The sequence below is a fragment of the Pleionea sediminis genome (assembly GCF_007570825.1).
In the GTDB taxonomy this organism is placed as follows: domain Bacteria; phylum Pseudomonadota; class Gammaproteobacteria; order Enterobacterales; family Kangiellaceae; genus Pleionea; species Pleionea sediminis.
Genome location: NZ_SUNB01000005.1, coordinates 1 through 20,646, shown reverse-complemented (window position 1 = coordinate 20,646; position 20,646 = coordinate 1). Strand labels below are relative to the sequence as shown.

Below are 20,646 nucleotides of genomic sequence, written 5' to 3'. Positions count from 1 at the left end.
GACTAACCAGATGATTTTTCATATTCCAACTTACCCATTAGTTCAAAATAAATTAGCTTTACCTTTATATTGTTAGGTAAGCTTATCACTGTCACACTTTTAGCTAAACCAAGAAAAGAAAGCTCCGGTTATTCCTGCAATTCCAAACAATGCAATTGTCGTAACTGCCCTGCCAATGTCGTCAATTTGATAGCTCGCAACCTCTCCTCGACAAGGAATAATACTGACAAAGTAACCTAGCCCCATAAGAAGAACCAAGCCAACCAAATAAATTAGCAACAATAAATTTTTGCTAACCTTCCAGCTGAATGCGTTTGGCAAGGCGTTTACTATTGGCCCACTTGCCTTTGACGTGCGGTAACAGCTCAATGAACTTAATCAGCTGCACCGCTTTTGCCACATCAAAGTAATATTCAAAGTCGTCGGTTTTTGAGCGCTCGATGTCGTCATAAAATCGTTCCACCACAAAACTTTCATTTACGACGTAGTGCCTGAAGCAGCGAAAATAAATCGCGACTAGCATTTAACTTTTCTGCCGACTTTGATTGTTAAGTATATTTGCCATTTTGACAAGCAATGCTTCTTTTTGAGGTTTCGACCAGTTTTCAAATGTAGAACGAATGACGAATCCAAGCGCCACACCTAAAAGAGCACCATATTCACGATGATTTAGAACAAATATCAAATCGTATGTAATTAGAGTTATTAAAAGAATCAAAACTAAATTCATAAACCTATGATACTTCCAATTTTTACATCGAAATGAAGCTGCCTTTATTATATTTTGCTCTTTATTATCCATTGATACTTATTGCTCGCCTAAATTAGGGTGTCTTTTACTTATTCCTTCAATTTCTGGCACTGGTAATACAAAACTACTTGGCAAGCAATCTTTGAGCTTGAACGTTTCCATTTCTAGCAGAGCGTTTTAGCCATTGTTTCGCTTTCTCTAAATTCTTTTCTATTCCTTGCCCTTTTTCATACATTACGTATAAGACAAGTTGAGCATGGTCGTGCTCGAGATTAGCAGCCTTCTGATAATTCTCAAATGCTTTGGCATAATCCTGCTCAATATAATGCCCAAAATAATGCATTTCTGCGATCAACGTAAGAGAGCTATTGTGTCCTTTTTCAGCAGATTTTTTACACCATTTATATGCGATTTCATAATCCTTTTTGGCGCCATCTTTACCATATAAATGCCTGTAGCAAAGCGCATGCATCGCATTTTCATCGCCAGACTCAGCTAAAGGCCAAATATTAGCTAAAGGCATGTTTAGGATTTTACTTTCACTAAGAAAGTTTTCGCACTTCTTTTGAGCACCATCATCACCATATAAATGGCTATAGCAAAGCGCATGAATCGCATTTTCATCGTCAGACTCGGCTAAAGGCGCGTTTAAGATTTTTTTATCACTTGGAGAGCTTGCGCATCCAGTCAAAATTAATAGCAACAGTATATATTTACTCATTATTAGTCTCGTATAATGCTCGGTTGTGCGGCAAGGAATGAGTGTGCGATTGAGCTGTCGCGACACCAACCACTTGTTATATTTCTTTATAAGCGATACGAATAAACTTTATCTATCCATGTGGAACGCCATCTTTGATTAAAATACTAAATCAAATTTGACCGTTAGGATAAAAGTTTTGGTTTATACCAGTAAATGGGCTGTTATCTCCTTTTAAATAAATTAATCCATTTATATTTTCGAACTCTAAAACATTCTTAGTAGATGGCGTAGAATTACACCCTTCTTAGAGAATAATAGTAATATAAAGTATTTTCAATCCCTCTTTCAATAGTGAATTTATCACTCCTTTAATTCGTTCGTCAATTCCAACACCATGTTAACCTTATTTAATTTCATACAGTAGACTTTACAAATAACTATAAAACAGATTTAACAGCCGCATAAAATTCCATTGACTTGAGAACTCCATACCGAATCCTCATGCTCTGATCCTCGCGTTCTAAATCAGAGATGTCAATAACGCTTAAAGTTGCGGTTGCAAATCCGCAACCTTTTCTTGTTACTTTAAATTTTTGCATTTCTTAAACTGCCACTGCCTAGTTTGATCTGATTCCGACTCTTGAATAGTATGGAACCCATAAGCTTCCCAACCTGAAGTACCAATTTTATTGAGAATACTCAGCGCATGCACCTTATCTATTTTGAAATACTCCGTTAATGTAATTTTTATATTGCCAGACAAAGGCTTTCCATTCTGCCACATTCCATATTCGTTGGGAGCATTCCAAAATACAAATGTATAGACATCCTTGAGCTCATCATTTTGAATTTTAGCTCTATTTGTAAAACTTAAACTCGCATATTGCCATTCAGAGCAAGATTTAACCGGCAAGGAGAATACGCATAAAAGCAATAAAATATATGACAGTAAATATTTAATGTTCATAATTTAAAAGTAACGCTTGTTTAAATTGTGAGGCTGTTTTAGCCGAACCTATTTTCTAACTCTCGTTATGAGTCGTCATTCATCGCAAATACGCATATCTGTCGTTTATTGACATCCTGAATAATTTCTCTGTATGGACGTTCATCATGAAAGAGTTCAACTTCTGTATCCAGAGACTTCGTAGAGTGCCCATCTAGCTCCCCACAAAACCCAAACATCAATTCCTTGTCATTTTCCGATGGCTCTGATTCACACCAACAAGAAACGGTAAGCTTATTAAGCTTAGAATCAAAACTAACACATACATATCGCATATTTTTAGAGACATTTCCTAACAAGGAGATCTGGCTCAAAATCATCAGTTCTTGCTTATTCATTTGAACTCATAACTCCTTGCGCAGCAGCAAAATTGTGTAGCGCTGTATTTTGTCTGATGCCGCATCTGGTTAGGCATCACATTTTCCGCTTTCTATTCTTATTGTATGTTCTAAGTCCCAAAAGACTATTATCAATTTGCTTTCAGGTGCCCAATTTCCACTTAATGAATTTGTATCTGACTTACATATTCTGTCACCGTAAAATGACATCGAAATCTCGTTAAGATATCGAACGCCATCTTCTAGCTCATATGGCATCAACGCCATTCCAATCGTATTAAGCTTTGGGTTCAAAATTTTTTCAGTTGTTTCCACATTAAGTGTTATTTTTCCATCTGGAGTATTTATACTCAACAACTCCAATTTTTTCCCATGATCTTTCGTTTTCGCTTCAATTGTAATTTCACCCTCCGACAGGAGAACTTTATCAAATGAATAATAGTGAGGTTGCGACGCATTCGAAAATAACGACCAAAACAATAACTTTGCTAAAAAAATAATTTTCATTAAATGCCTAACGCCCGCGTAATAGGCGCGAGCTCGTGAGCGTCCTAATTGACGCGTTTGTTATATTTTATTGTTAATTTCATTTTGTAGTTTTTCAAGCTCATCAAGAACATTCATAAATTTGGCTCCAAAATCAGTGACCTTGTACTCCACTCTCGGTGGCACCTCATTATATGAAATCCGCTCTAAGATCCCAAACTCCGTATTTTTACGAAGACACTGGTTTAGAACTTTAGTTGTTAATCCTTCAATGCTACGCACCATTTCCCCAGGCCGATTAATTCCGTCGGCCAAGAGCTGATAAACCGTAAGAGACCATTTACAACCATAAATGGACTCTACCATCTTTGCACTTTCACTAGGCGCAGCTTTCTTCAAATATTTTTTTTCGTTGTTTTTCATAAAGATGTACCAAAAAGTACTTACCTTACCAATATGTACTTACTTTTTAACACTAAGTTGATTCGATAAATTATCTACGAATCTTAACATATATCGGGGAAAATTTATGACAACTTCAAACATCGCTTTCATTATAGGTGGCTCTAGTGGCATGGGCCTGGCAACAGCAAAACAACTCGTTGCTCAAGGCGCCAGTATTGTTATCTTAGGCAACAACGCTGCAAAGCTAGAGTCGGCAAAATATGAGCTAACCGCAATAGCGACGAATGGCATTAAAATAGAGACATTACAAGCTAATCTTTATAAGCAACAGGATGTCGACAGAGTGATTCAAGTGATAAATTCGGATGAAAGGCACATCAAATACCTTGTAAATGCGGCAGGTTATTTCAATCCTAAGCCATATTTAGAACACGGATTAGAAGATTATGATACTTATGCCACACTGAATCGGGCTACGTTTTTCATAAGCCAAGCAGTATCCCAAAATATGAGTAACAATGGAGGTGGATCCATTGTTCATATTGGTTCAATGTGGGCCAAGCAAGCAATCAAAGCAACCCCGTCTTCTGCTTATTCCATGGCAAAGGCAGGATTGCACGCTTTGACGCAGCATATGGCTATGGAATTAGCTGATCACAATATTAGAGTAAATGCAGTCTCACCTGCGGTAGTAAAAACGCCCATTTATGAAACTTTTATCGACCCGGCAGAAATAGATGGTGCTCTTGCTGGATTTGATGATTTTCATCCCATTGGCCGTATTGGAACACCCGATGACATTGCCAATGCGATAGTATTTCTTCTGAAAGAGAGTTCAAGCTGGGTGACAGGTGCTATTTGGGACGTTGATGGCGGTGTTATTGCTGGTAGGAACTAGCATCATAATGTTTACTCAGAGGTCAACATGACTACCTTAATCAATGCTGATTTCGAGCAACATGTCGTGATTCACCCTAATGACTACCAGTGGGTGCAATCTCCAATGCCAGGTGTTGAACGTATGATGCTTGATCGAATTGGAGATGAGGTCGCACGAGCGACCTCTATTGTTCGTTATGCGCCACACAGTGCGTTCTCGTCACACACTCATAATGGTGGCGAAGAGTTCCTTGTACTTGAAGGAGTATTTTCGGATGAGCATCAAAACTACTCGAAGGGGAGCTATGTGCGTAATCCGATTGGTACGTCTCACACGCCAAATATAGGTAAAGAAGGTGCAACTATATTAGTAAAGCTACATCAATTTGATCACGACGACACCGAGCAAAAAATGATAGACACTCAAAACCATCCATGGCACCAAGGGCTTGTAGATGGGCTAACGGTTATGCCGTTGCATGAGTTTAAAGGTGAGAAGGTCGCCTTAGTTAAATGGGCACCTCACACTCAATTTTGTTCGCACAACCATTGGGGAGGTGAGGAAATCTTTGTATTGGAAGGCACATTTTACGATGAGCATGGCCAATATCCCAAAGGCACCTGGCTTCGTAGCCCCCACATGAGCCAGCATACACCTTTTACCAAAGTGGATGGCGCATTGATTTATGTGAAAGTGGGACATTTGTAAATATGACGCTTGTTTCAGTAATTAATAGGAGCTTGCGAATATTAATCTACTGCAAACTCTGGTTATATTTCTAGTGGTGATAGTACGCTTTTGTTTGAAGAAACTTGCAGAATTCATCTTGTAATACTTTATCTGTTTTCTTGAACTCGGTTTTATATGACTTAAGAAAGTCGCGATACATATAACCTCTAATCATCGTGAAATAATTTTCGACTTCTATAAAATCGCGGCCAGCAGAACCATTTTTCAATAGTTCACTTAACTCTTTTACTGCGTTCTCAGCTTCTTCTTTAGTGAATTTTTCCACCGAAATCCACCAAGTCTCATTATCTTCAGGTTTAGCACAGGAAAATCCCTCTTTTGCAGATATATTAAAACAAAAAAGAAATACCAATACTGTCAAAGCTAATCTCATTCTGTCTCCCTAAGAAATATAACGTTTCAATTTGTGGCAAGTGATAGCGAGTCGAGCAACATTGATTGGCTAACCTCTATTTTTTACTTTAATTGAGATCATATTTACTCGCTTTTCGATTATTACACTAGTCTCTACCGGGTTTTCTTTATTACCACACCAAATTGAGAGTAAATCACTATCAATCAATACAACTCTAAAGCACTCTCCAAGATCACCCAAATTAAATATATCCGAATAAAAACCTTCACCAGAAAAAACTATCCAGGTTTCTAGAAGTGGACTCTCATGCCTATTGCCTGATGCTTGAATTACCTTTAAATCGAAGTCACCTTGAACTTCAGATGATAAAGGAACTTCCGAGCCATATACAAAAATATCAACTAGCCGAGAAACATTCGACATGTTTTCTTGACCTATTCCAAGCTCTTTACTGAACAAAAATAGAGGGAAAAGGAATAGCAGCATAGACAGATATATTTTCTTCATATGGTTAACTCTTTACTTTGCAGCATTGAATAGCGATTAAAATGAGCAGTTCAATGTCGCGCAACAGTTAATTGTTAAAGCCCATGTCCAACAAAACTTCTGGATATGGACATAGTTCATTCTTTAAATCTAATGCCAACTTTACTTTATCCACATAAATTTTGCTCGGAAAGCTGATTTCTGAGTAGCCAGATCTGCTTGAATACTCTATCTTTCCCATTAATTCATAATATATTGGCTTTATCTCACCGTCAGTTAATAACAAATACTTTTCAAGTAGCTTTTGCTTAGAAAATGCATCAGAAAAAGTATAAGCTCCAGACCAACTTACTGAATTATCACATACATAAAAGTTACTATTTTCTTTACTCGACAAAAAGTAGCCTCGAATTAGCTCATATTGTTCAAAATCCCTTGTGGAACCAAGATACATATAGCCTATAGAAAAAAGTATCAAAGAGACAATTGCCAGGCTTAAAACTGATGCAGACTTATTCATAGCTTTAACGCTTAGCGCATGTGAAAAATGCGAGCGGGTCAGCGAGTAATTTTACGCAATGCCGCTTCTGGTTACGGATATTTCGCTTCATGATACTTCCAATCATCGTTTGATTTTAACAATCGACCAACTTCATCACCATTAGCAAACTTGTCACTAAATCCTTGATCGAAGGTTAACTTTACTTCCGTATCATTTACCCATTCAGCGTTCATTACCTAGTTATAATCGAGTTTTGCTACGAAGGCTTCTTTAAGTTGGCTTTTAGATATATCGTAGACAACAACATGATATGTATGGGGTTTATAGTTATCAGTTATAAAAGCAATGTGGAGCTCTCCGTTTGGAGAAGAAATTGGCCTTTGAGGCAAAACAATACTCTTCTTAGTATTTTTACTGATTAGCTCAAAGTCGCTTCCTTCCCAAAGAGAACGAGCAATAACATATACCTCTTGCTTCTCTAGATATTGATAGAAGTAGTACTTGGCGTTGATACTACCATCATCACCAGTGAACCCCTCAGTTCCTTTGGGTGAATTCTTGCGAATAATATCTCCGGCATCTGATAGTAGGGTTAATTTATTTCCCTCTCTGACCACAAGTTCTTTGTGCTTGCTCAGCTGCGTCACTTCTCTGTCTTTTTCGCAAGCAAAGTACTTACCAGTAAATGGACAGTCTTGGATTAGTTCGCCAGCAACCGTTAGCTGAGGCAACAGTATAAATATGATTATTAATTTTCGGAACATTCTAATTCATATCCGTAACGTCCGGCTCAGCTGTAGCTGGTGCGGAGCGACTTTTGTGTTATTTGTTTGAGCGCCAGCGAGTAACACCAAAGGCGCGTAGCACCAGCTATCAGCTGAAGCCTCTTGTTATGGCCTCTTACGTATTGAACCATATTGGTAATTCCTGTCGAATTGATCTCTTAGCCTTTTCAACAAAAGAGTCAATTAATTTTGTCAATAGACGATCATTTGTTTCTTTTCGAGACTTCAATGCCGTTTCCACTGCAAGCTCTACTTCAACTGACGATATTTTGATGAAACTATTTTTTGTAACGCTCAAACCAGATTCTTTAGGATACGAAAAGAAACCAAAAAGTCTTAATTTTGACAAAGATGAATAGTCGAGATCAATTACCTCTACTTCAAACCTACTATCAAGCACCCCATTTTCAATTGCTGATACAGCCTCTCTGGTACGAGGAAATAGGATACACCTATCCAGTTCTAACTTACTTTTCTCCATACTTTGATCAGCCATAACGCTTTTGTAAACGGCGAGCGACGCAGGAGCGAGTCCAGCGAAACACCGTAGGTGTGTAGCGATGCTTGACAAACTTGTTATAACTCACTTTCGGCTAACCAATGAAGAGATTACATGTTCAATCATTTCTTTCTCACCTTCGTACTCGAAGGCAGATTCAGAAATTGTCTTTCGAAGTATTTCTACCCACTTTTCCTCTTCGCTCACTTCGATCATAACTTCATTTACAAATAGCCTATTCGAAGTGCTACTTCCTATTTTTTTGTCGAGCCTTAATTCGAACAACTCATCCTCCCCATTTTTAAGAGCAAGCCAAGTTGTTCCGCCGTCCGAAGCTATCGCGCTATTTAGGTATTTCATTCTTGTTCAACTGTCCAAACTTTCCCTAGAGTTATAACGCCTTACTAATCGGCGCATAAAAGCTTGGCTACAATTATCAACTAAGGAACTCAAACCAAGCGTTTTGCGTCCTTTTAAGTTATTTGTTAGGTAACATTCTTCACGATTATGTGAACAATATCTTCTACTTTACTTTTACAACCGAGTTTATTTTGATCTTGATATTTACCGAAATAGATATCAACCCAACCTCGCTCAGAATGTAGAGAAAACTTAACTGCGTCACTTGATATTACTGCAACCCAACCCATTCCGGCTAATTGATAGTCTTGAATTATCCAGTTCTCACCCAAAGCCTTCAATATTTGTATTAACTTTGAGTCGTAGTTAAACATTCTTTTACGTTACCTAACGCTTACAGCAGGAGAGCGTCGTTAGCTTCACCTACCTGTTCTTGTTAGTGCTTCGCATTTCTAAGGTATTCACCATAACACGCTGGAAAATGTTGCTCAAACCAGCTAGTGAGTTCGCTCTCTGTTTCAGGTTTAACAATATGCTTATTCTTAGAATATAGCTTCAGAGACTTACCAAGTCTAAATGCCTTCCATATCTTAGCGATGCTGACACTACCCGCCCCAATAGACGATGCGGCACCGTAGCCCTCAGCATCATTTATTGCCGCAAATCCAGACTCAGTCACTTCACCTGCATCAAATTCGTCTTCATGTGACTGTAACGTGTTCATAGCACTAACGCATTGCTGAGAAGCGCTGTTGTTTATTGGCGACTTTCTCCAGCACTTTGTTCTACCTTGCTGTGATTTAATTTTTAATAGTTATCCAATTTACATCCGCCAGTCCATTATAAACAGTACAGGAACCTGTACTATAAACATCGACATTTTTCTGTGTTGCATGAGCAGACAACGCAATTGAAAGAAGTGCTTTCCCGATATCTGTATCAACTTTAAACTGCATACGTTCACTAGATGTATGGCAAGAATCCTTATCAATTATAGGCTTGCTAAATGTAACAGAACACATTTGATGAGAACTAGGATAACCACAATATACGGATTCTATTTTAGCATCTATCACGTGACCGACTGCATACGCATTCAAGGAAATAAGTGAACCAAATATAACCATTAATTTTTTCATATGTGTAAGCTTCTCCATATTGGGTTTGTATAACGCAAAGCACACGGGAGACAAAAACGAGTCAGCGGATTTGGCGTCCCAGCGACCAACGGGAGCGAGTGATGCGTATTGTTATGCCGTTTCACTTTGCTTCCTTAATATAGAATTTGAAATAGCTGGTATAGCAAAACCACCAAAAACTAACAATAAAACTGACACAACGATACCAGCTCCGAAAATCCGGCTATTACTGACAAACTCCCACCCAAGGATCAAAGGTGCAAACCATGGCATGATGATCATTACTGCATAGATCGAAAGAACGCGTATTTTCCAGCCGCTACTCCCACTACCTTTTACAAACCAAATAGAGTTTATCAATATCGATAGCAGCAATACTGGTAAAAGAGCAATTATTCCTGCGCCACTATAAGTCATATTAGAGCCTTAACCCGCTAAACGGCATAACGCCGCCAGCATGGGCGAGCAACTTGTTGCGAATCCAGCGCAGCGAAATGCCTGGCTCTGTTATGTTTTACTATATCGATACTGTACATTCTAAAATTTTACCAGCTTCATCTAGTTGCTTGATTGTCTTCCTGATCGAATCTTGAGTTACTTCGGACAAAACAAACATATGTTTTTCACCATAATGCATTCTTATATTTGTGCCATCTATATAATCACCACAGTTTTTTACAGTTTCAGGACTGTGAAAAAAGCACCAACGCCTTTCATCGTTAGTTAAAGTTACATAAACTTCTACTGCATGATTGGTTTGCTTAGCTGGGCCATCAATCTCAATGTAAGAGACGATATTTTTGGTGTTCATCCTTTTACCCTTTTAAACATAACGCCCGCCACAGCGGCTAAAAATGAACGCCAGTGAGTTTTTAGTCCAAAGCCTGGAACGGGCTGGTTGCTGGCGATTGTTATGCATGTGGCTGTACGGGTAATAATTCATTTAGCTCTACACGCAACTTATTAGTTGTAACTAACGCCTGATCTCGTTGAGATTCCTCAGGCTCACCACTACGGATTATGCTCTCAAGCTTCACTACATATTCGTGAAGTAAAACTGCCTCTGAATTTTTACATGCCGCTTCAGATGCAAATAGCAGAGCGTAAACGTCAATTACATTACACTCTCGATCAAATAACCGATCCAATGAGTCAAATACATTCTCAAGAATCTTCTTCTCAACTTCATTCATACTCAAATTTTCTTTGATGCATAACGTCCTGCGCACATGACGATGCAATTTTTTGTGCAGAGTTCATCGTGCCTCAGTTTGTTATGCACCTTTAACCTCGGTAACTAAATAAGGTCCTTCGTTCTCACTGGTTGCCACACCTAAAAACTCAGCATTAAAATCATACAAATATAAAGGTAACCTATAACAGCTTCCACCGCCTATTATTCCTGATTCTTTCCAACGACCTCCACACCCAACATGCACGCCATGTTTGAGAAACTCACTTAAAGGCTCATGCTTTCCTGGTGTACCACAATTCAAATAAATTTGCTTTCTACCCACAGTTCTATCTGAAATATACTTGTATCTTTCGATACTTCGGAGCCTATATTTGATTCTTAAAGACAATCTTCTTTTATCAATTCGAGAGGTTACATTTTTTAAAGACTTTTCAAATTCTTCAATATCTGAACTAAGTGACTCAATCACACTTTCAATCTGCTCCTTGGGCACAAGATATTCTGTAATTACTATCTGTTCACAACTATAGCACCATGATGTTTGACACATCATATCGATAATAGGTGCGTCATCTAAATCCAATCCTAAAGCCAATTCTCCTTCGTAATAACAATACAACCGAGTATCAGAAGGCCAATTTTCTGTCGCATTACACTTATCGCATTTAATGTGCATTAAATTCTACCTGATGCATAACGCTTAAAAGCAGCATCAATTGCGAGGTACGCGCAATTGTATCGCTGACTTGATAAGTTATGTGTAAATTATAGACGATTGCAATATTCTTTCTGATAACCGAGTGGCTCTTTTCAAGAAAAAGACATTCAAGCAATGAGCGAGTATTCTTCATTCCAACGAGAGAAAGTCATCCTTAATTTTATTCCAAATTTCCATGCAATAAAAAAGGCCGCATATTTCTATGCGGCCTTTCGAAATAATGGTGGGTTGTGCAGGATTAGAACCTGCGACCAATTGATTAAAAGTCTGTTGTTTTAATGCCGGTTTTTATATTAAATTCAACAAGTTAGAGCACCACCACTGTCTAACAATTTCACCTCAACTTCTAATATAAACCCTTGATTTCACTCATTTACTAATATGAGCGTTAGACAGTTTACGACCGAAAATTCACTGTATAAACAACCTTATTCGAGCCTCGAATAATACTCGAAACAGGCTCAACGATTAGCGAAAGCGAGTTGGCTCTCGGTTTAGCTGCTGCTTTTTAGCTATTTTTTTCATCATTCAAACTTGCTTGTTCTTCCTGCTTCTTTTTCATAGCCAGACCAATCAATGCACCAATTGATATACCTAAGCCATTGCCAATAGCTATACCGGAACCAATTCCAACGGCCAAATTGTCGACAATAAGGCCAAAAGCAACACCTAAACTCACGCCAAGACCTGATCCGATTGCGATACCAATGCCAAGACAAAATGCAAGTGGATTTTCGATCTGTTTTTGCTTTTTATTATTCATATTACTCTCTTTTGATTAAGTGATGTTTTGCCCTTATTACACTGGACAACTCATCGTTCTAAGTCATATAGCTAACGCCCGCCTTCAGGAGTCGGGCACTTGTTGCCGAAAACCTGAGACAGGCAAAATTGATTGGTTTAGTTCAACCTACAAAAAGCGTCAACGTGTACCCACTCCCCTGGAAGGCGATGTTAGCGGACATTTATCCATTTGGATTCCAAAGATATTCTCCATGGTAATCCAGTTTGGATGTTGAAAAAAAAGATACCTTTTTTTCATCTACTGCAGCGCTCATTATCAAAACGAGCGTATCATGTTCTTTCGGTATCACATCTCTTACTTTCAGCTTGTCTGAGTCATTCAGCAACTGTGTTTCAAGATACTTGACCATTCCCCTTCCAAAAATAGTTTCGATAAAGTCAGAATCAAGATACTCATCTAATTCGTCTTCAAGATCCCAAGATGGATTTCTATCTTCCCACTCGGAGTATGCTTCATCCGACCAGCTGTCATCAGGTGCTGGGGATTCCCATTGCTCTTCAGAATAAAGACAAGCTTTCTCTCTTGTTCCAAATTTTCCTGAAAAAACATGTAGAGTCTGTTTCATTTTTATACTCAAGCTAACGTTTTGCTAAGGGGCAGCCGAAACGTAGTGTAGGCTGTCCCATGGAGGCCACGCTTTTTGTGGCAGGAATGTATTTGAGCAACTTGTTATATATGCTTACGAAGCTCATTTACAGTTTTATAGCTCTTAAAATTCATTCTGATATCGCTTGGATTAATATGATCCTTTCTAGTGAAAGTAACTTCGTAGCAATTAAAGCCTAATCTTTTTCGCGTACTACTTTTCAGTATCCAAGCAGCTTCAACTCTGAACCAAAATAAATCTAGTGATCTAGAGGATGTATATTTTGTAATGAATTTTAAAAATTCTAATACACTCCATCTAAATGAACCAAATTTAGTATCTTTCGGTACTCTTTTCTTTCTTAGTGAGTTCAAATATCTAGTAAGTATCTTAAGATGAAATCTCTCGTATAGGTTTATCTTGATGATAGTTTCACCATCTTCGATAAATTCTTTCCAGTATGAGTTTTCTTGCTTCATCTTATATATAACGTCCAAAGCAGCGGCGTGATTTAGCGCGTCCAGCCCGCAGGGCGATGCTGCCTTTGCTTGTTATGTGTTTAGCTACCATTGTTGGCTTCTCGCCATGTTTTAACAGCCTCAGTTGCTAACCCTGAAAATTCTTTTGATACATCACGCCCTTTGTAGATTGACGTTGCATCTTTTGCAATTGGAACAGAATAATGGATGTCATGAGCAAGTTTGTTTAGATACTCGCGGCCACCATCTTGATATTGTTCCTCCTCTTCAGCATTAAGCTCAATCATGTAGGTGTAGCCAAATGCGCTCATGTTGCAGTTTGCATCTAGATACAAATTACCTTCATGCTCAAAAAGAAACCATGCCTGGTTTTCAGAATCTATTACTTTCATACTCGTGACACATAACGCTTCGCTAAGAAGCGCGATTGTTCTTAGCGCCTTTCTTCAGCGCATTGTTAAATTAAGTATTAGCTACTCCCAATAAGAGCAGCTAATAACGGTATAGAAAGACCGACATCAACAGCTATTAGGCCATCAGTTACTGACAATCGACTTTCAGAAATATCTAAATCCGGTTCTATATTTAATATTTTCGATATTTCATCTATCTCATATTTTAAATCATCAGCTTTTTTTGAAGATACGCTGACGTTTTGAATGCTTCCAGGTAAATGAAAAGAATAGTATGTCGCCCCATTTTCTTCAGCGACAATACTCCATCTTTTTATTAAGTCTATTTCAATCTCATAAACCGGAGACAATAGACCGTCCTTTAAAATCAGTTTCCCTATTTCCTGTGTTACTTTCATACCTACTCGATAATTTCTACATTTAACGCTCCACACATGGGCGGAGCAACTTGTTGAGACGTCCATCATGCTGTGGCTTGTTAGCTGGAACTTCTGATGAACACTTTATCATTTTCATTCTTAAAATTGATATTCAATTTATTTAATAGAGCCAAAAGCTCTTGTTCACACGAAACTATTTTTTGAGGAAGAAGGCGACCAATACTTTTTAAGTATCGTGGTCTTATAGCAATCCATTCTAGTTTTGAATAAGGTAACAAAAATTCTGACGAATAGTCGCCTAAGTACCATACGTCTTCGTCGAAGACTTCAGGGTATGGAGGCTCTTCATACTTCTTGTATTGAAAAGGAGGAGTAAATGGTAACTCTGATTTGATTGCCTGAAACAAAGATTCCCAGTTTGAGTTCTCCATTCTATCTTTCCTTTACAGCTAACGTTCCAATTACCGGCGAAAACGCGCGCCAGCGTGTTTGAGTCCAGCGCCTACCGCGTAGCGGTGTTTTTGCGCGGCGTACATTGGCTTGTTAAGTATTTTTTTCATTGCTAGTTGAATATAAAACGGTTACTAGATACCAATGGATACCGCCCGTATCTAGTAAAGCTAGCAAAACACTAAACCAATAAACATATACATTTACTGATGAAAGAAGCAAAGCAATTACTACAAACAAACTTCCAAATAACGGTATGCCAGATACAAATACAAACTCCTCATCTGGTCGTTTTTTCAAATACTTGTGTATTGGAAAACGAAGCCAACTCGCATATATGTTGTTGATACAAAGTAATACACCTGCAATAAGTAGTATTAATGCAATAGTTTCCATATAGATACTTAACGTCGTGAGCATTGGAAATTAAGCGCGTTAAGCGATTAAGTTTCCAATGCCTTACCTTGTTAATTGTTTATATAAATTGAAACCTTTTGCTTTGAGTTTGGCTCAAACTTAAAATTTTGTAATTTTGAATACATTTTCAACAATGATGCCTCAACTTTCTTGAAATCACCTTTAGAGCTTTCACATACTAGCTCTAACTCACCGACTTCGCCTTTTGCATCAACTACTAAGAAAAACTCAATGTATCCAGGATTATCTTCATTGCACTCTTTGTTCTCTAATGCTTCCGCAGAAGAATAAAACGACAATATAATAAGTAAAAAAGTAATTATGTAATTCATATTTCAATTAACACTTAATTGAGACGCGCGTTTTTTGCGTCGTTTTTTCCAATGCCTTGTTATAGGCCATTACTCACCTCCACCACTGCTATCAGAGTAGTCATAAACTGAAACTGAGTTAGCTCCATAATAAGTACTAGAATTATTATCACCTGTTACAGCACCATTTTTAATTAAAGAAGCTTGAATCATTTTATAGACAAGCACAGGCCCTATTATAGGAACTAACCAGTTAAGCAGTAACATCCAGAACTTTTTTTGCTTACTAAAGAAAAAAGATTCCGTGATCGAACTAGTGTTAAGTAGTGCGAAAAGAAAAGATATTAAAGCTATTCCCATCAATATTGACTTAATAGTCACACTAACTCCTTTGGCGTATAACGCTTAAAAGCAGCATCAATTGCGAGGTACGCGCAATTGTATCGCTGACTTGATAAGTTATGTGTAAATTATAGACAATTGCAATATTCTTTCTGATAACCGAGTGGCTCTTTTCAAAAAAAAGACATTCAAGCAATGAGCGAGCTTTCTCGATTCAAGCGATAGCAAATCATCCTTAATTTTTATTCCAAATTTCCATGCAATAAAAAAGGCCGCATATTTCTATGCGGCCTCTCGAAATAATGGTGGGTTGTGCAGGATTCGAACCTGCGACCAATTGATTAAAAGTCTGTTATTTTAATGCCGGTTTTTATATTAAATTCAACAAGTTAGAGCACCACCACTGTCTAACAATTTCACCTCAACTTCTAATATAACCCCTTGATTTCACTCATTTACTAATATGAGCGTTAGACAGTTTACGACCGAAAATTCGCTACATAAACTGCATATTCGAGCTCTTAACGTGCACATAATCCGCACGTCGGTCGCCGCATTCTGGCGTGGGATCTTGATGTGGTTGTTAAGGCTCTTCATATAAACATAACCCACATTGAGAACAACACTGCTTGGCACCAAATTCTGCTACTTGATGAGATAACCAAGGTACTCCGCATCTGGGGCAAGGCCAACGAACCACACAAAATGCCGACCAGCCCCAGAGAGCGCACCATATTATTGATAAGGTTTGGAATGAATATTCAGCGTAATTTGGCAGCCAAACTTTGATTGTAGCTACAAGCACTGCAACTAAAGGTAACCCGAAGACTAACCCTAACGAAGCCACTAAGTTTTTCCGCCGATACTTCTCCCATTTTTCTGGCACTTTTTTAAACATTTATCGCCCTAACACTTATTTAAATTGTGGGACTACTTTTTAGCCAATCCATATCTAATCCCTGTTAGAGCTTTTCATACTTCACTTGGTACTCATTAGAAATCGTATAAGTAAGTTCTGGATAATTTTTCTGAAATATTTCTTCGAGCATATTTTTTGCGGCTTCATAATCTTTAATGCCATAGTAGTTAAACTCGAACTGAAATCCACCACTACTATGCCCATCAAGTTCACCACTGCCTTTAGATTCGATCGCTGAAGTAACAACTTCGACGAGTTCAATCTCATTCTGTGTTCTAAAAGGCGTGTCTATTTTAATCATGACCCACAACTCGCTGGTCAAATCTCCACTATCATCTGCAATAGCAGAGGAAGCTGCTATTAAATACCCCAAAATTAATGCTAAAAGTTTCTTCATTATCTTGTTGCTCATACGCTCAAATAAAAAGAACGTTGTTTTATTTTCGTTCTCCATTATCTGGTTAAATCTTTATTGCTTACTTCCAGGATAAAGTCTTTCACTCGCTTTTCCGAGTTCCATCCATCTATAATTGCCTGCCTGATAAAGTAAGCTATATGTCTAGGGGTGATAGTTGGATACAAATCACTATCAATCTGCTCCCCAACTTTATCAGAAAAGTCTAGCCAAAAATCTCGCGTCACTAATCCTTTAAGAAGTAGTTTACTTCCATTTGATGATTCATTTTGCACAGTGACATTAAAGTCAAAATTCCCATCATCTTTCCATGAAATAGAAATCGCGTAACGATAATCAATATCGTCAACAGAAATTCTACGCGATTTATTTTTTGGTAAGGCCATATATTAAATTTAACACCTGTCTGAGTTTACGAAGCACGAGTTTAACTCCTGACTCTTGTTATATTTCCTATCGACTTAATTGTTACTCCAAATTTTGAATCGAGCTTTAAATACGCAGACAAGGAAGTAGATAGAAACTATCAAAAGAAATAGAGGGTACAAGCCATAGTATGAATAGTCACTTTCATGAAAATAATATTCTAAAACTTTCCAAGCTATGTACCTATCCACAGCAAAAGCGGCTGTTAGCAAACATAGTATGCATGCAATGACCCTAATCTTTAACTTATTACCCAAAACTTAACTCTCATTTAAATATAACGCTTCAAACGGTAGTTCATCTACTGCTTTGCCTTGTTAACTCTTTAGATGATTCTTGGTACACCGGATTTACGGTCACTTGCTGCCTCATTACGTACAATTAAACCTAAAAGCACCATGAATTTGTTTGCTTGCTGGATATTACCCGCCGACTCTAGTGCATTAAAGGCATCAAGGATTACCTGAACAAGTTGCTTCGATACAGTGCTCTGATCTTTGAGTAGTTCTGATTTTTGTTCAAGGTAAGTATAAAGAGATTCAAAAGCAGCTAAATCTAGCGATTGCTGCATAAGCCATTTATCTGTAGTCGCCTCTTTTAGCTCTTTAAGTTCCAAATCGAAATTATTCTGATTGCTCATGCTTTCCCTTGAGAGTTAACTCCAAGCTAAGCGGCGCAGATCGCTGCGTCCTCGCTTGAGTGCCTTGTTAAATGCTGAATTCAACGATGTCACCTAGTTCAGCGTATATTTTTTTTAGTCCTGCCTGTAATTCTTGGAATTTATCAAAGTAAAGCGGAAAGTAAAGATGCTTCAAGTTACCATTGGCGAGCACTACGTGAATACCATCATTGGTTACAGTGCATTCTTTAACTTGATTGTGACGACCATTTATCTGGTCATCAAACTCAAAATATATGCCGTCATCAGAACCAACCTCTTCGGTGAGGCCTTTTTGCCACATAAAATAGCTGCCGTCACAGCCTACAACAGAGACGACAAGTACGTCATTTTCGACGTTTTCGATTGGATGATCGTAGCTCATATATTCCTTTGGCATTTAACGCCTTAATAATGTGCCCAATAGGGGTCACTTTAATTAACTTGTTATGTTAATTTTTACTTAAGTTATTAATTTCTTCTAACCATTCAGCGTTTGATCTATTCCAGCCAAGATTCAAAGTGCTAAATACATCTTTTTCACCGTGTGGATATACGCCTAAACATACCAAAGCTTCGTTTATCGCACCTACATCATCATTTTTACTATCATGAGTTGAAATTTTAGGGCCCCATATTAGTTTCCCATTTTCCCAAACCATAGCGCATTGCTCTCCTGAACCACCAAAGAAGTCAGCTTCGATAAAAGCAACCTTACCCTCATATGACATCTCTTTTGCCAAACGCTTAATTTTAGGTGTTAATTCCTCGGATGGTTTCTCGGAAAACCCTTTAAATCCATTCGATTTTGAGTCTAACGGAATAAACACAAAGTCACTGATTAAATATTTGTGTGGCAAGTTTCCTTTATATTTAAAACTAGTAACTAATCCACTTATAGAATATCCCATCAAGACTCCTTCGAAACATAACGCTTCAAACAGTAGTTCATCTACTGCTTTGGATTGTTAAATAAAGTTGATAGATTACTCCAATCAGACTGACGATTTAACTTTTTGCTAATCGAGTCTAAAACCTTATCAACATTCATATATATCTTTAAAATGTCTCTATTATAATCACTTAATCCTAAAGCCAACCAACCACCAAGCTCATCTCGACTATATATTGCGATAGAATTATCATCGTCTTCTAAAGACACTACATAATATTCACCGGCTTGAAATTTTGGCACTTTAAAAGTCGGCATCCACTCTTCATCAAAGAACCCACAAAGGCTTCCCCACTCATACCCGAAACCAGGAGGATCTCCTTTAAATATACTATTATAAACAGATACATCTTCTTTATTTAGCGCTCTAACAAAGCACACAATTGCATAATGAGGATCTTCATAAAACTTATATTCAAATTGAGGGTTAAAATATTTTTTCCTCAATTCAGCTAAATTTTTCATAACTTATTTAACGCCGCAATAACTGAGCGGAGCATTGCGTGGTAAAGTGAGTGAAGCGAACCACGCAATGCGAAGTCCGGTTGATTGCTTTGTTAGCACTAGGGCCTTGCAAAATGGAACCCTCTCTCATTTGACCACTTGTTTATATATTTAATGGTTGTTTGCCGTACACTCTGACTTATTGCTAGCGTATGACAAGCATCGAATATTTCCATCGCATGCTCGCGGGATAGGTGTATATCACCAAGCCAATTAACTGCCGAATCACACCAGTTTGGCATATGCTTGTAAGCAGTCAAAACAGGCACATAAAATGGAAATTGAAGAGCATTCTTTGGGTCTTGGCCGACAGACATTAGCCCCTTTTCTAGAATAGTAATTTGCTTTTCAAAGTTTTCACCATACCCCTTTTGAAGAAGAGGCAGCAACATTACCCCGGACTTTCCAGTTCCGATTTCTATAGGTGAGTCTTTATCTACGAACCACTTTCCTTGTTCGAAAGCTACGAAAGCTTCCCAACCTCCAGCGTTTTTAAATAAAGGGCCAATCCATCTCATATCTCTAACTTCATTGTAGTGCTAACGCTTGTGTATGAGGCGAGCCGAAAGGCGAGTCCTGCAGCAAGCTGCTGCGTACATGACACCTTTGTTATGCTTATCTTTTTCATCGATCTTCGCCTGACTCAAAGTATACTCGTTGGCGAAGCGCACCATCCGATCCGTATTCATCGAGCGTTCCGTTTATATCTACCCAGGTTCGCTGCATTTCTTTTTCGGGCATATCCATATTTACTCCAACCCACGTGTAAACTCCTTTTATCTCATGAATTACGTTATCCGGACTGCTTACTCTTACAGAAAACGCAAACGCGACGCCAGCTCTTCTTAGCCTAACGTGATCTTCATCATCGTCAATAGGAATAGCTCCAGTTAGCCACTCAGGCTTGCCTAAGACTTTCAGCCCCATTAGTTTAGAACCAGGAACTTGCTCTTCGAAGTTTTCTTCGAAGTTCGACCTTATTGCGTCGAATGGCGATGGGTGAAGCCACTCAAGCATATGCTTTGATTCATTGAAAGAGTCATAGTTAAACGAATCCGTCACGATCTCTTTCCCATAAGCTTCTAAAGCTATAAAAAATAAAAATATAATAGGTATGTAGTTCATATTTGTGCATAACGCCAAATTGAGACGCGCGTTGTTCGCGTCGATTCCAATGCTCTGTTATGTTTTTCATCCAAAATAAGAAAGCCCTTCGGTAAACTCAAATCCA

General features: G+C 38.2%; 40 protein-coding genes. 2 read left to right on the top strand and 38 right to left on the bottom strand.

Annotated features, from left to right (window positions below; translation table 11 throughout):
* Positions 1-99: 99 nt before the first annotated feature.
* The 8 genes from FAX86_RS22300 to FAX86_RS16800 form a co-directional block, all read right to left on the bottom strand.
* A complete protein-coding gene (locus tag FAX86_RS22300; protein WP_164503642.1) occupies positions 100-246 on the bottom strand; it encodes a hypothetical protein in 147 nt (48 codons plus the stop codon).
* A gap of 46 nt (positions 247-292) precedes the next feature.
* On the bottom strand, positions 293-523 hold the full coding sequence (locus tag FAX86_RS16830) for a hypothetical protein (protein WP_144394644.1): 231 nt from the start codon (positions 521-523) through the stop codon (positions 293-295).
* Positions 524-802, bottom strand: a complete 279-nt coding sequence (locus FAX86_RS16825; RefSeq protein ID WP_144394643.1) for a hypothetical protein — start codon at positions 800-802, stop codon at positions 524-526.
* Between the two features lie 73 nt (positions 803-875).
* Positions 876-1,472 (bottom strand): tetratricopeptide repeat protein, encoded by a 597-nt coding sequence (locus tag FAX86_RS16820; RefSeq protein WP_144394642.1) that lies wholly within the window; start codon positions 1,470-1,472, stop codon positions 876-878.
* 562 nt (positions 1,473-2,034) lie between these two features.
* Entirely contained in the window at positions 2,035-2,421 is a 387-nt protein-coding gene (locus FAX86_RS16815; RefSeq protein WP_144394641.1) for a hypothetical protein, read from the bottom strand.
* Between the two features lie 65 nt (positions 2,422-2,486).
* Positions 2,487-2,780, bottom strand: a complete 294-nt coding sequence (locus FAX86_RS16810) for a MafI2 family immunity protein (protein WP_484266835.1) — start codon at positions 2,778-2,780, stop codon at positions 2,487-2,489.
* Positions 2,781-2,867: 87 nt separating this feature from the next.
* A complete protein-coding gene (locus tag FAX86_RS16805; protein ID WP_144394639.1) occupies positions 2,868-3,305 on the bottom strand; it encodes a hypothetical protein in 438 nt (145 codons plus the stop codon).
* 60 nt (positions 3,306-3,365) lie between these two features.
* Positions 3,366-3,707, bottom strand: a complete 342-nt coding sequence (locus tag FAX86_RS16800; RefSeq protein WP_144394638.1) for a winged helix-turn-helix transcriptional regulator — start codon at positions 3,705-3,707, stop codon at positions 3,366-3,368.
* A 106-nt stretch (positions 3,708-3,813) separates the two neighbouring features.
* Between FAX86_RS16800 and FAX86_RS16795 the strand changes: the two genes are divergently transcribed.
* Positions 3,814-4,587 carry an SDR family NAD(P)-dependent oxidoreductase gene (locus FAX86_RS16795; protein ID WP_144394637.1) on the top strand — a complete coding sequence of 258 codons (774 nt, stop codon included), beginning with the start codon at positions 3,814-3,816 and terminating at the stop codon, positions 4,585-4,587.
* Positions 4,588-4,614: 27 nt separating this feature from the next.
* Positions 4,615-5,277 carry a cupin domain-containing protein gene (locus tag FAX86_RS16790; RefSeq protein ID WP_144394636.1) on the top strand — a complete coding sequence of 221 codons (663 nt, stop codon included), beginning with the start codon at positions 4,615-4,617 and terminating at the stop codon, positions 5,275-5,277.
* Positions 5,278-5,347: 70 nt separating this feature from the next.
* Here the strand turns inward: FAX86_RS16790 and FAX86_RS16785 are convergent, their stop codons facing one another.
* The 30 genes from FAX86_RS16785 to FAX86_RS16645 all read right to left on the bottom strand — a co-directional run bounded on the left by FAX86_RS16785 (position 5,348) and on the right by FAX86_RS16645 (position 20,540).
* A complete protein-coding gene (locus FAX86_RS16785) occupies positions 5,348-5,692 on the bottom strand; it encodes a hypothetical protein (RefSeq protein WP_144394635.1) in 345 nt (114 codons plus the stop codon).
* A 69-nt stretch (positions 5,693-5,761) separates the two neighbouring features.
* Positions 5,762-6,181 (bottom strand): hypothetical protein, encoded by a 420-nt coding sequence (locus tag FAX86_RS16780; protein ID WP_144394634.1) that lies wholly within the window; start codon positions 6,179-6,181, stop codon positions 5,762-5,764.
* Positions 6,182-6,248: 67 nt separating this feature from the next.
* The gene (locus FAX86_RS16775) at positions 6,249-6,680 is read right to left on the bottom strand and encodes a hypothetical protein (RefSeq protein ID WP_144394633.1); all 432 of its coding nucleotides are present in this window, start codon (positions 6,678-6,680) and stop codon (positions 6,249-6,251) included.
* 71 nt (positions 6,681-6,751) lie between these two features.
* Positions 6,752-6,895, bottom strand: coding sequence for a hypothetical protein (locus tag FAX86_RS22295; protein ID WP_164503641.1), 144 nt, complete (start codon positions 6,893-6,895; stop codon positions 6,752-6,754).
* Between the two features lie 3 nt (positions 6,896-6,898).
* Positions 6,899-7,426 (bottom strand): hypothetical protein, encoded by a 528-nt coding sequence (locus FAX86_RS16770; RefSeq protein WP_144394632.1) that lies wholly within the window; start codon positions 7,424-7,426, stop codon positions 6,899-6,901.
* Between the two features lie 136 nt (positions 7,427-7,562).
* Entirely contained in the window at positions 7,563-7,943 is a 381-nt protein-coding gene (locus FAX86_RS16765) for a hypothetical protein (RefSeq protein ID WP_144394631.1), read from the bottom strand.
* Positions 7,944-8,030: 87 nt separating this feature from the next.
* Positions 8,031-8,306: a hypothetical protein gene (locus FAX86_RS16760; protein ID WP_144394630.1), complete on the bottom strand. Its 276-nt coding sequence runs from the start codon at positions 8,304-8,306 to the stop codon at positions 8,031-8,033.
* Between the two features lie 125 nt (positions 8,307-8,431).
* A complete protein-coding gene (locus FAX86_RS16755; RefSeq protein WP_144394629.1) occupies positions 8,432-8,680 on the bottom strand; it encodes a hypothetical protein in 249 nt (82 codons plus the stop codon).
* A 62-nt stretch (positions 8,681-8,742) separates the two neighbouring features.
* Positions 8,743-9,030 carry a hypothetical protein gene (locus tag FAX86_RS16750; RefSeq protein WP_144394628.1) on the bottom strand — a complete coding sequence of 96 codons (288 nt, stop codon included), beginning with the start codon at positions 9,028-9,030 and terminating at the stop codon, positions 8,743-8,745.
* A 76-nt stretch (positions 9,031-9,106) separates the two neighbouring features.
* The gene (locus FAX86_RS16745; RefSeq protein ID WP_144394627.1) at positions 9,107-9,445 is read right to left on the bottom strand and encodes a hypothetical protein; all 339 of its coding nucleotides are present in this window, start codon (positions 9,443-9,445) and stop codon (positions 9,107-9,109) included.
* 111 nt (positions 9,446-9,556) lie between these two features.
* Positions 9,557-9,862 (bottom strand): hypothetical protein, encoded by a 306-nt coding sequence (locus FAX86_RS22290; RefSeq protein ID WP_164503640.1) that lies wholly within the window; start codon positions 9,860-9,862, stop codon positions 9,557-9,559.
* A gap of 100 nt (positions 9,863-9,962) precedes the next feature.
* The gene (locus tag FAX86_RS16735; protein WP_144394625.1) at positions 9,963-10,256 is read right to left on the bottom strand and encodes a hypothetical protein; all 294 of its coding nucleotides are present in this window, start codon (positions 10,254-10,256) and stop codon (positions 9,963-9,965) included.
* A 100-nt stretch (positions 10,257-10,356) separates the two neighbouring features.
* On the bottom strand, positions 10,357-10,638 hold the full coding sequence (locus FAX86_RS16730) for a hypothetical protein (protein WP_144394624.1): 282 nt from the start codon (positions 10,636-10,638) through the stop codon (positions 10,357-10,359).
* A gap of 81 nt (positions 10,639-10,719) precedes the next feature.
* Entirely contained in the window at positions 10,720-11,316 is a 597-nt protein-coding gene (locus FAX86_RS16725; protein ID WP_144394623.1) for a hypothetical protein, read from the bottom strand.
* A gap of 550 nt (positions 11,317-11,866) precedes the next feature.
* Positions 11,867-12,121, bottom strand: a complete 255-nt coding sequence (locus tag FAX86_RS16720; protein WP_205859240.1) for a hypothetical protein — start codon at positions 12,119-12,121, stop codon at positions 11,867-11,869.
* Positions 12,122-12,323: 202 nt separating this feature from the next.
* Positions 12,324-12,728 carry a hypothetical protein gene (locus tag FAX86_RS16715; RefSeq protein ID WP_144394622.1) on the bottom strand — a complete coding sequence of 135 codons (405 nt, stop codon included), beginning with the start codon at positions 12,726-12,728 and terminating at the stop codon, positions 12,324-12,326.
* 580 nt (positions 12,729-13,308) lie between these two features.
* Positions 13,309-13,620, bottom strand: a complete 312-nt coding sequence (locus FAX86_RS16710) for a hypothetical protein (RefSeq protein WP_144394621.1) — start codon at positions 13,618-13,620, stop codon at positions 13,309-13,311.
* Positions 13,621-13,697: 77 nt separating this feature from the next.
* Entirely contained in the window at positions 13,698-14,039 is a 342-nt protein-coding gene (locus tag FAX86_RS16705) for a hypothetical protein (protein ID WP_144394620.1), read from the bottom strand.
* 80 nt (positions 14,040-14,119) lie between these two features.
* Positions 14,120-14,452, bottom strand: coding sequence for a DUF6678 family protein (locus FAX86_RS16700; RefSeq protein ID WP_144394619.1), 333 nt, complete (start codon positions 14,450-14,452; stop codon positions 14,120-14,122).
* A 112-nt stretch (positions 14,453-14,564) separates the two neighbouring features.
* Complete coding sequence (locus tag FAX86_RS16695; RefSeq protein WP_144394618.1) at positions 14,565-14,867, bottom strand: hypothetical protein; 303 nt, start codon at positions 14,865-14,867, stop codon at positions 14,565-14,567.
* A 71-nt stretch (positions 14,868-14,938) separates the two neighbouring features.
* Entirely contained in the window at positions 14,939-15,220 is a 282-nt protein-coding gene (locus FAX86_RS16690; protein WP_144394617.1) for a hypothetical protein, read from the bottom strand.
* A gap of 69 nt (positions 15,221-15,289) precedes the next feature.
* A complete protein-coding gene (locus FAX86_RS16685) occupies positions 15,290-15,580 on the bottom strand; it encodes a hypothetical protein (protein ID WP_144394616.1) in 291 nt (96 codons plus the stop codon).
* Positions 15,581-16,503: 923 nt separating this feature from the next.
* On the bottom strand, positions 16,504-16,857 hold the full coding sequence (locus tag FAX86_RS16680; RefSeq protein WP_144394615.1) for a hypothetical protein: 354 nt from the start codon (positions 16,855-16,857) through the stop codon (positions 16,504-16,506).
* A 56-nt stretch (positions 16,858-16,913) separates the two neighbouring features.
* Positions 16,914-17,261: a hypothetical protein gene (locus tag FAX86_RS16675; RefSeq protein ID WP_144394614.1), complete on the bottom strand. Its 348-nt coding sequence runs from the start codon at positions 17,259-17,261 to the stop codon at positions 16,914-16,916.
* Between the two features lie 365 nt (positions 17,262-17,626).
* A complete protein-coding gene (locus FAX86_RS16670; protein WP_144394613.1) occupies positions 17,627-17,941 on the bottom strand; it encodes a hypothetical protein in 315 nt (104 codons plus the stop codon).
* 67 nt (positions 17,942-18,008) lie between these two features.
* Complete coding sequence (locus FAX86_RS16665) at positions 18,009-18,359, bottom strand: hypothetical protein (protein WP_246128638.1); 351 nt, start codon at positions 18,357-18,359, stop codon at positions 18,009-18,011.
* A 52-nt stretch (positions 18,360-18,411) separates the two neighbouring features.
* Positions 18,412-18,870: a hypothetical protein gene (locus FAX86_RS16660; protein WP_144394612.1), complete on the bottom strand. Its 459-nt coding sequence runs from the start codon at positions 18,868-18,870 to the stop codon at positions 18,412-18,414.
* Positions 18,871-18,911: 41 nt separating this feature from the next.
* A complete protein-coding gene (locus FAX86_RS16655) occupies positions 18,912-19,376 on the bottom strand; it encodes a hypothetical protein (protein ID WP_144394611.1) in 465 nt (154 codons plus the stop codon).
* Between the two features lie 98 nt (positions 19,377-19,474).
* Positions 19,475-19,933 (bottom strand): hypothetical protein, encoded by a 459-nt coding sequence (locus FAX86_RS16650; RefSeq protein WP_144394610.1) that lies wholly within the window; start codon positions 19,931-19,933, stop codon positions 19,475-19,477.
* Between the two features lie 106 nt (positions 19,934-20,039).
* On the bottom strand, positions 20,040-20,540 hold the full coding sequence (locus FAX86_RS16645) for a hypothetical protein (protein ID WP_144394609.1): 501 nt from the start codon (positions 20,538-20,540) through the stop codon (positions 20,040-20,042).
* Between the last annotated feature and the right edge of the window lie 106 nt (positions 20,541-20,646).

What these genes read in the sequence shown, in the direction of transcription:
- FAX86_RS16690 (WP_144394617.1), bottom strand. Translation starts at nt 15,220, where the DNA reads ATGAATTACATAATTACTTTTTTACTTATTATATTGTCGTTTTATTCT.
- FAX86_RS16735 (WP_144394625.1), bottom strand. Translation starts at nt 10,256, where the DNA reads ATGAACACCAAAAATATCGTCTCTTACATTGAGATTGATGGCCCAGCT.
- FAX86_RS22290 (WP_164503640.1), bottom strand. Translation starts at nt 9,862, where the DNA reads ATGACTTATAGTGGCGCAGGAATAATTGCTCTTTTACCAGTATTGCTG.
- FAX86_RS16755 (WP_144394629.1), bottom strand. Translation starts at nt 8,680, where the DNA reads ATGTTTAACTACGACTCAAAGTTAATACAAATATTGAAGGCTTTGGGT.
- FAX86_RS16820 (WP_144394642.1), bottom strand. Translation starts at nt 1,472, where the DNA reads ATGAGTAAATATATACTGTTGCTATTAATTTTGACTGGATGCGCAAGC.
- FAX86_RS16765 (WP_144394631.1), bottom strand. Translation starts at nt 7,943, where the DNA reads ATGGCTGATCAAAGTATGGAGAAAAGTAAGTTAGAACTGGATAGGTGT.
- FAX86_RS16670 (WP_144394613.1), bottom strand. Translation starts at nt 17,941, where the DNA reads ATGAGCAATCAGAATAATTTCGATTTGGAACTTAAAGAGCTAAAAGAG.
- FAX86_RS16805 (WP_144394639.1), bottom strand. Translation starts at nt 3,305, where the DNA reads ATGAAAATTATTTTTTTAGCAAAGTTATTGTTTTGGTCGTTATTTTCG.
- FAX86_RS16700 (WP_144394619.1), bottom strand. Translation starts at nt 14,452, where the DNA reads ATGGAGAACTCAAACTGGGAATCTTTGTTTCAGGCAATCAAATCAGAG.
- FAX86_RS16710 (WP_144394621.1), bottom strand. Translation starts at nt 13,620, where the DNA reads ATGAAAGTAATAGATTCTGAAAACCAGGCATGGTTTCTTTTTGAGCAT.
- FAX86_RS16815 (WP_144394641.1), bottom strand. Translation starts at nt 2,421, where the DNA reads ATGAACATTAAATATTTACTGTCATATATTTTATTGCTTTTATGCGTA.
- FAX86_RS16775 (WP_144394633.1), bottom strand. Translation starts at nt 6,680, where the DNA reads ATGAATAAGTCTGCATCAGTTTTAAGCCTGGCAATTGTCTCTTTGATA.
- FAX86_RS16650 (WP_144394610.1), bottom strand. Translation starts at nt 19,933, where the DNA reads ATGAGATGGATTGGCCCTTTATTTAAAAACGCTGGAGGTTGGGAAGCT.
- FAX86_RS16660 (WP_144394612.1), bottom strand. Translation starts at nt 18,870, where the DNA reads ATGGGATATTCTATAAGTGGATTAGTTACTAGTTTTAAATATAAAGGA.
- FAX86_RS16645 (WP_144394609.1), bottom strand. Translation starts at nt 20,540, where the DNA reads ATGAACTACATACCTATTATATTTTTATTTTTTATAGCTTTAGAAGCT.
- FAX86_RS22295 (WP_164503641.1), bottom strand. Translation starts at nt 6,895, where the DNA reads ATGAACGCTGAATGGGTAAATGATACGGAAGTAAAGTTAACCTTCGAT.
- FAX86_RS16680 (WP_144394615.1), bottom strand. Translation starts at nt 16,857, where the DNA reads ATGAAGAAACTTTTAGCATTAATTTTGGGGTATTTAATAGCAGCTTCC.
- FAX86_RS16745 (WP_144394627.1), bottom strand. Translation starts at nt 9,445, where the DNA reads ATGAAAAAATTAATGGTTATATTTGGTTCACTTATTTCCTTGAATGCG.
- FAX86_RS16770 (WP_144394632.1), bottom strand. Translation starts at nt 7,426, where the DNA reads ATGTTCCGAAAATTAATAATCATATTTATACTGTTGCCTCAGCTAACG.
- FAX86_RS16705 (WP_144394620.1), bottom strand. Translation starts at nt 14,039, where the DNA reads ATGAAAGTAACACAGGAAATAGGGAAACTGATTTTAAAGGACGGTCTA.
- FAX86_RS16730 (WP_144394624.1), bottom strand. Translation starts at nt 10,638, where the DNA reads ATGAATGAAGTTGAGAAGAAGATTCTTGAGAATGTATTTGACTCATTG.
- FAX86_RS16665 (WP_246128638.1), bottom strand. Translation starts at nt 18,359, where the DNA reads ATGCCAAAGGAATATATGAGCTACGATCATCCAATCGAAAACGTCGAA.
- FAX86_RS16790 (WP_144394636.1), top strand. Translation starts at nt 4,615, where the DNA reads ATGACTACCTTAATCAATGCTGATTTCGAGCAACATGTCGTGATTCAC.
- FAX86_RS16810 (WP_484266835.1), bottom strand. Translation starts at nt 2,780, where the DNA reads ATGATTTTGAGCCAGATCTCCTTGTTAGGAAATGTCTCTAAAAATATG.
- FAX86_RS16655 (WP_144394611.1), bottom strand. Translation starts at nt 19,376, where the DNA reads ATGAAAAATTTAGCTGAATTGAGGAAAAAATATTTTAACCCTCAATTT.
- FAX86_RS16725 (WP_144394623.1), bottom strand. Translation starts at nt 11,316, where the DNA reads ATGCACATTAAATGCGATAAGTGTAATGCGACAGAAAATTGGCCTTCT.
- FAX86_RS16675 (WP_144394614.1), bottom strand. Translation starts at nt 17,261, where the DNA reads ATGGCCTTACCAAAAAATAAATCGCGTAGAATTTCTGTTGACGATATT.
- FAX86_RS16720 (WP_205859240.1), bottom strand. Translation starts at nt 12,121, where the DNA reads ATGAATAATAAAAAGCAAAAACAGATCGAAAATCCACTTGCATTTTGT.
- FAX86_RS16795 (WP_144394637.1), top strand. Translation starts at nt 3,814, where the DNA reads ATGACAACTTCAAACATCGCTTTCATTATAGGTGGCTCTAGTGGCATG.
- FAX86_RS16695 (WP_144394618.1), bottom strand. Translation starts at nt 14,867, where the DNA reads ATGGAAACTATTGCATTAATACTACTTATTGCAGGTGTATTACTTTGT.
- FAX86_RS16780 (WP_144394634.1), bottom strand. Translation starts at nt 6,181, where the DNA reads ATGAAGAAAATATATCTGTCTATGCTGCTATTCCTTTTCCCTCTATTT.
- FAX86_RS16715 (WP_144394622.1), bottom strand. Translation starts at nt 12,728, where the DNA reads ATGAAACAGACTCTACATGTTTTTTCAGGAAAATTTGGAACAAGAGAG.
- FAX86_RS16830 (WP_144394644.1), bottom strand. Translation starts at nt 523, where the DNA reads ATGCTAGTCGCGATTTATTTTCGCTGCTTCAGGCACTACGTCGTAAAT.
- FAX86_RS16760 (WP_144394630.1), bottom strand. Translation starts at nt 8,306, where the DNA reads ATGAAATACCTAAATAGCGCGATAGCTTCGGACGGCGGAACAACTTGG.
- FAX86_RS16750 (WP_144394628.1), bottom strand. Translation starts at nt 9,030, where the DNA reads ATGAACACGTTACAGTCACATGAAGACGAATTTGATGCAGGTGAAGTG.
- FAX86_RS16785 (WP_144394635.1), bottom strand. Translation starts at nt 5,692, where the DNA reads ATGAGATTAGCTTTGACAGTATTGGTATTTCTTTTTTGTTTTAATATA.
- FAX86_RS16800 (WP_144394638.1), bottom strand. Translation starts at nt 3,707, where the DNA reads ATGAAAAACAACGAAAAAAAATATTTGAAGAAAGCTGCGCCTAGTGAA.
- FAX86_RS22300 (WP_164503642.1), bottom strand. Translation starts at nt 246, where the DNA reads ATGGGGCTAGGTTACTTTGTCAGTATTATTCCTTGTCGAGGAGAGGTT.
- FAX86_RS16825 (WP_144394643.1), bottom strand. Translation starts at nt 802, where the DNA reads ATGGATAATAAAGAGCAAAATATAATAAAGGCAGCTTCATTTCGATGT.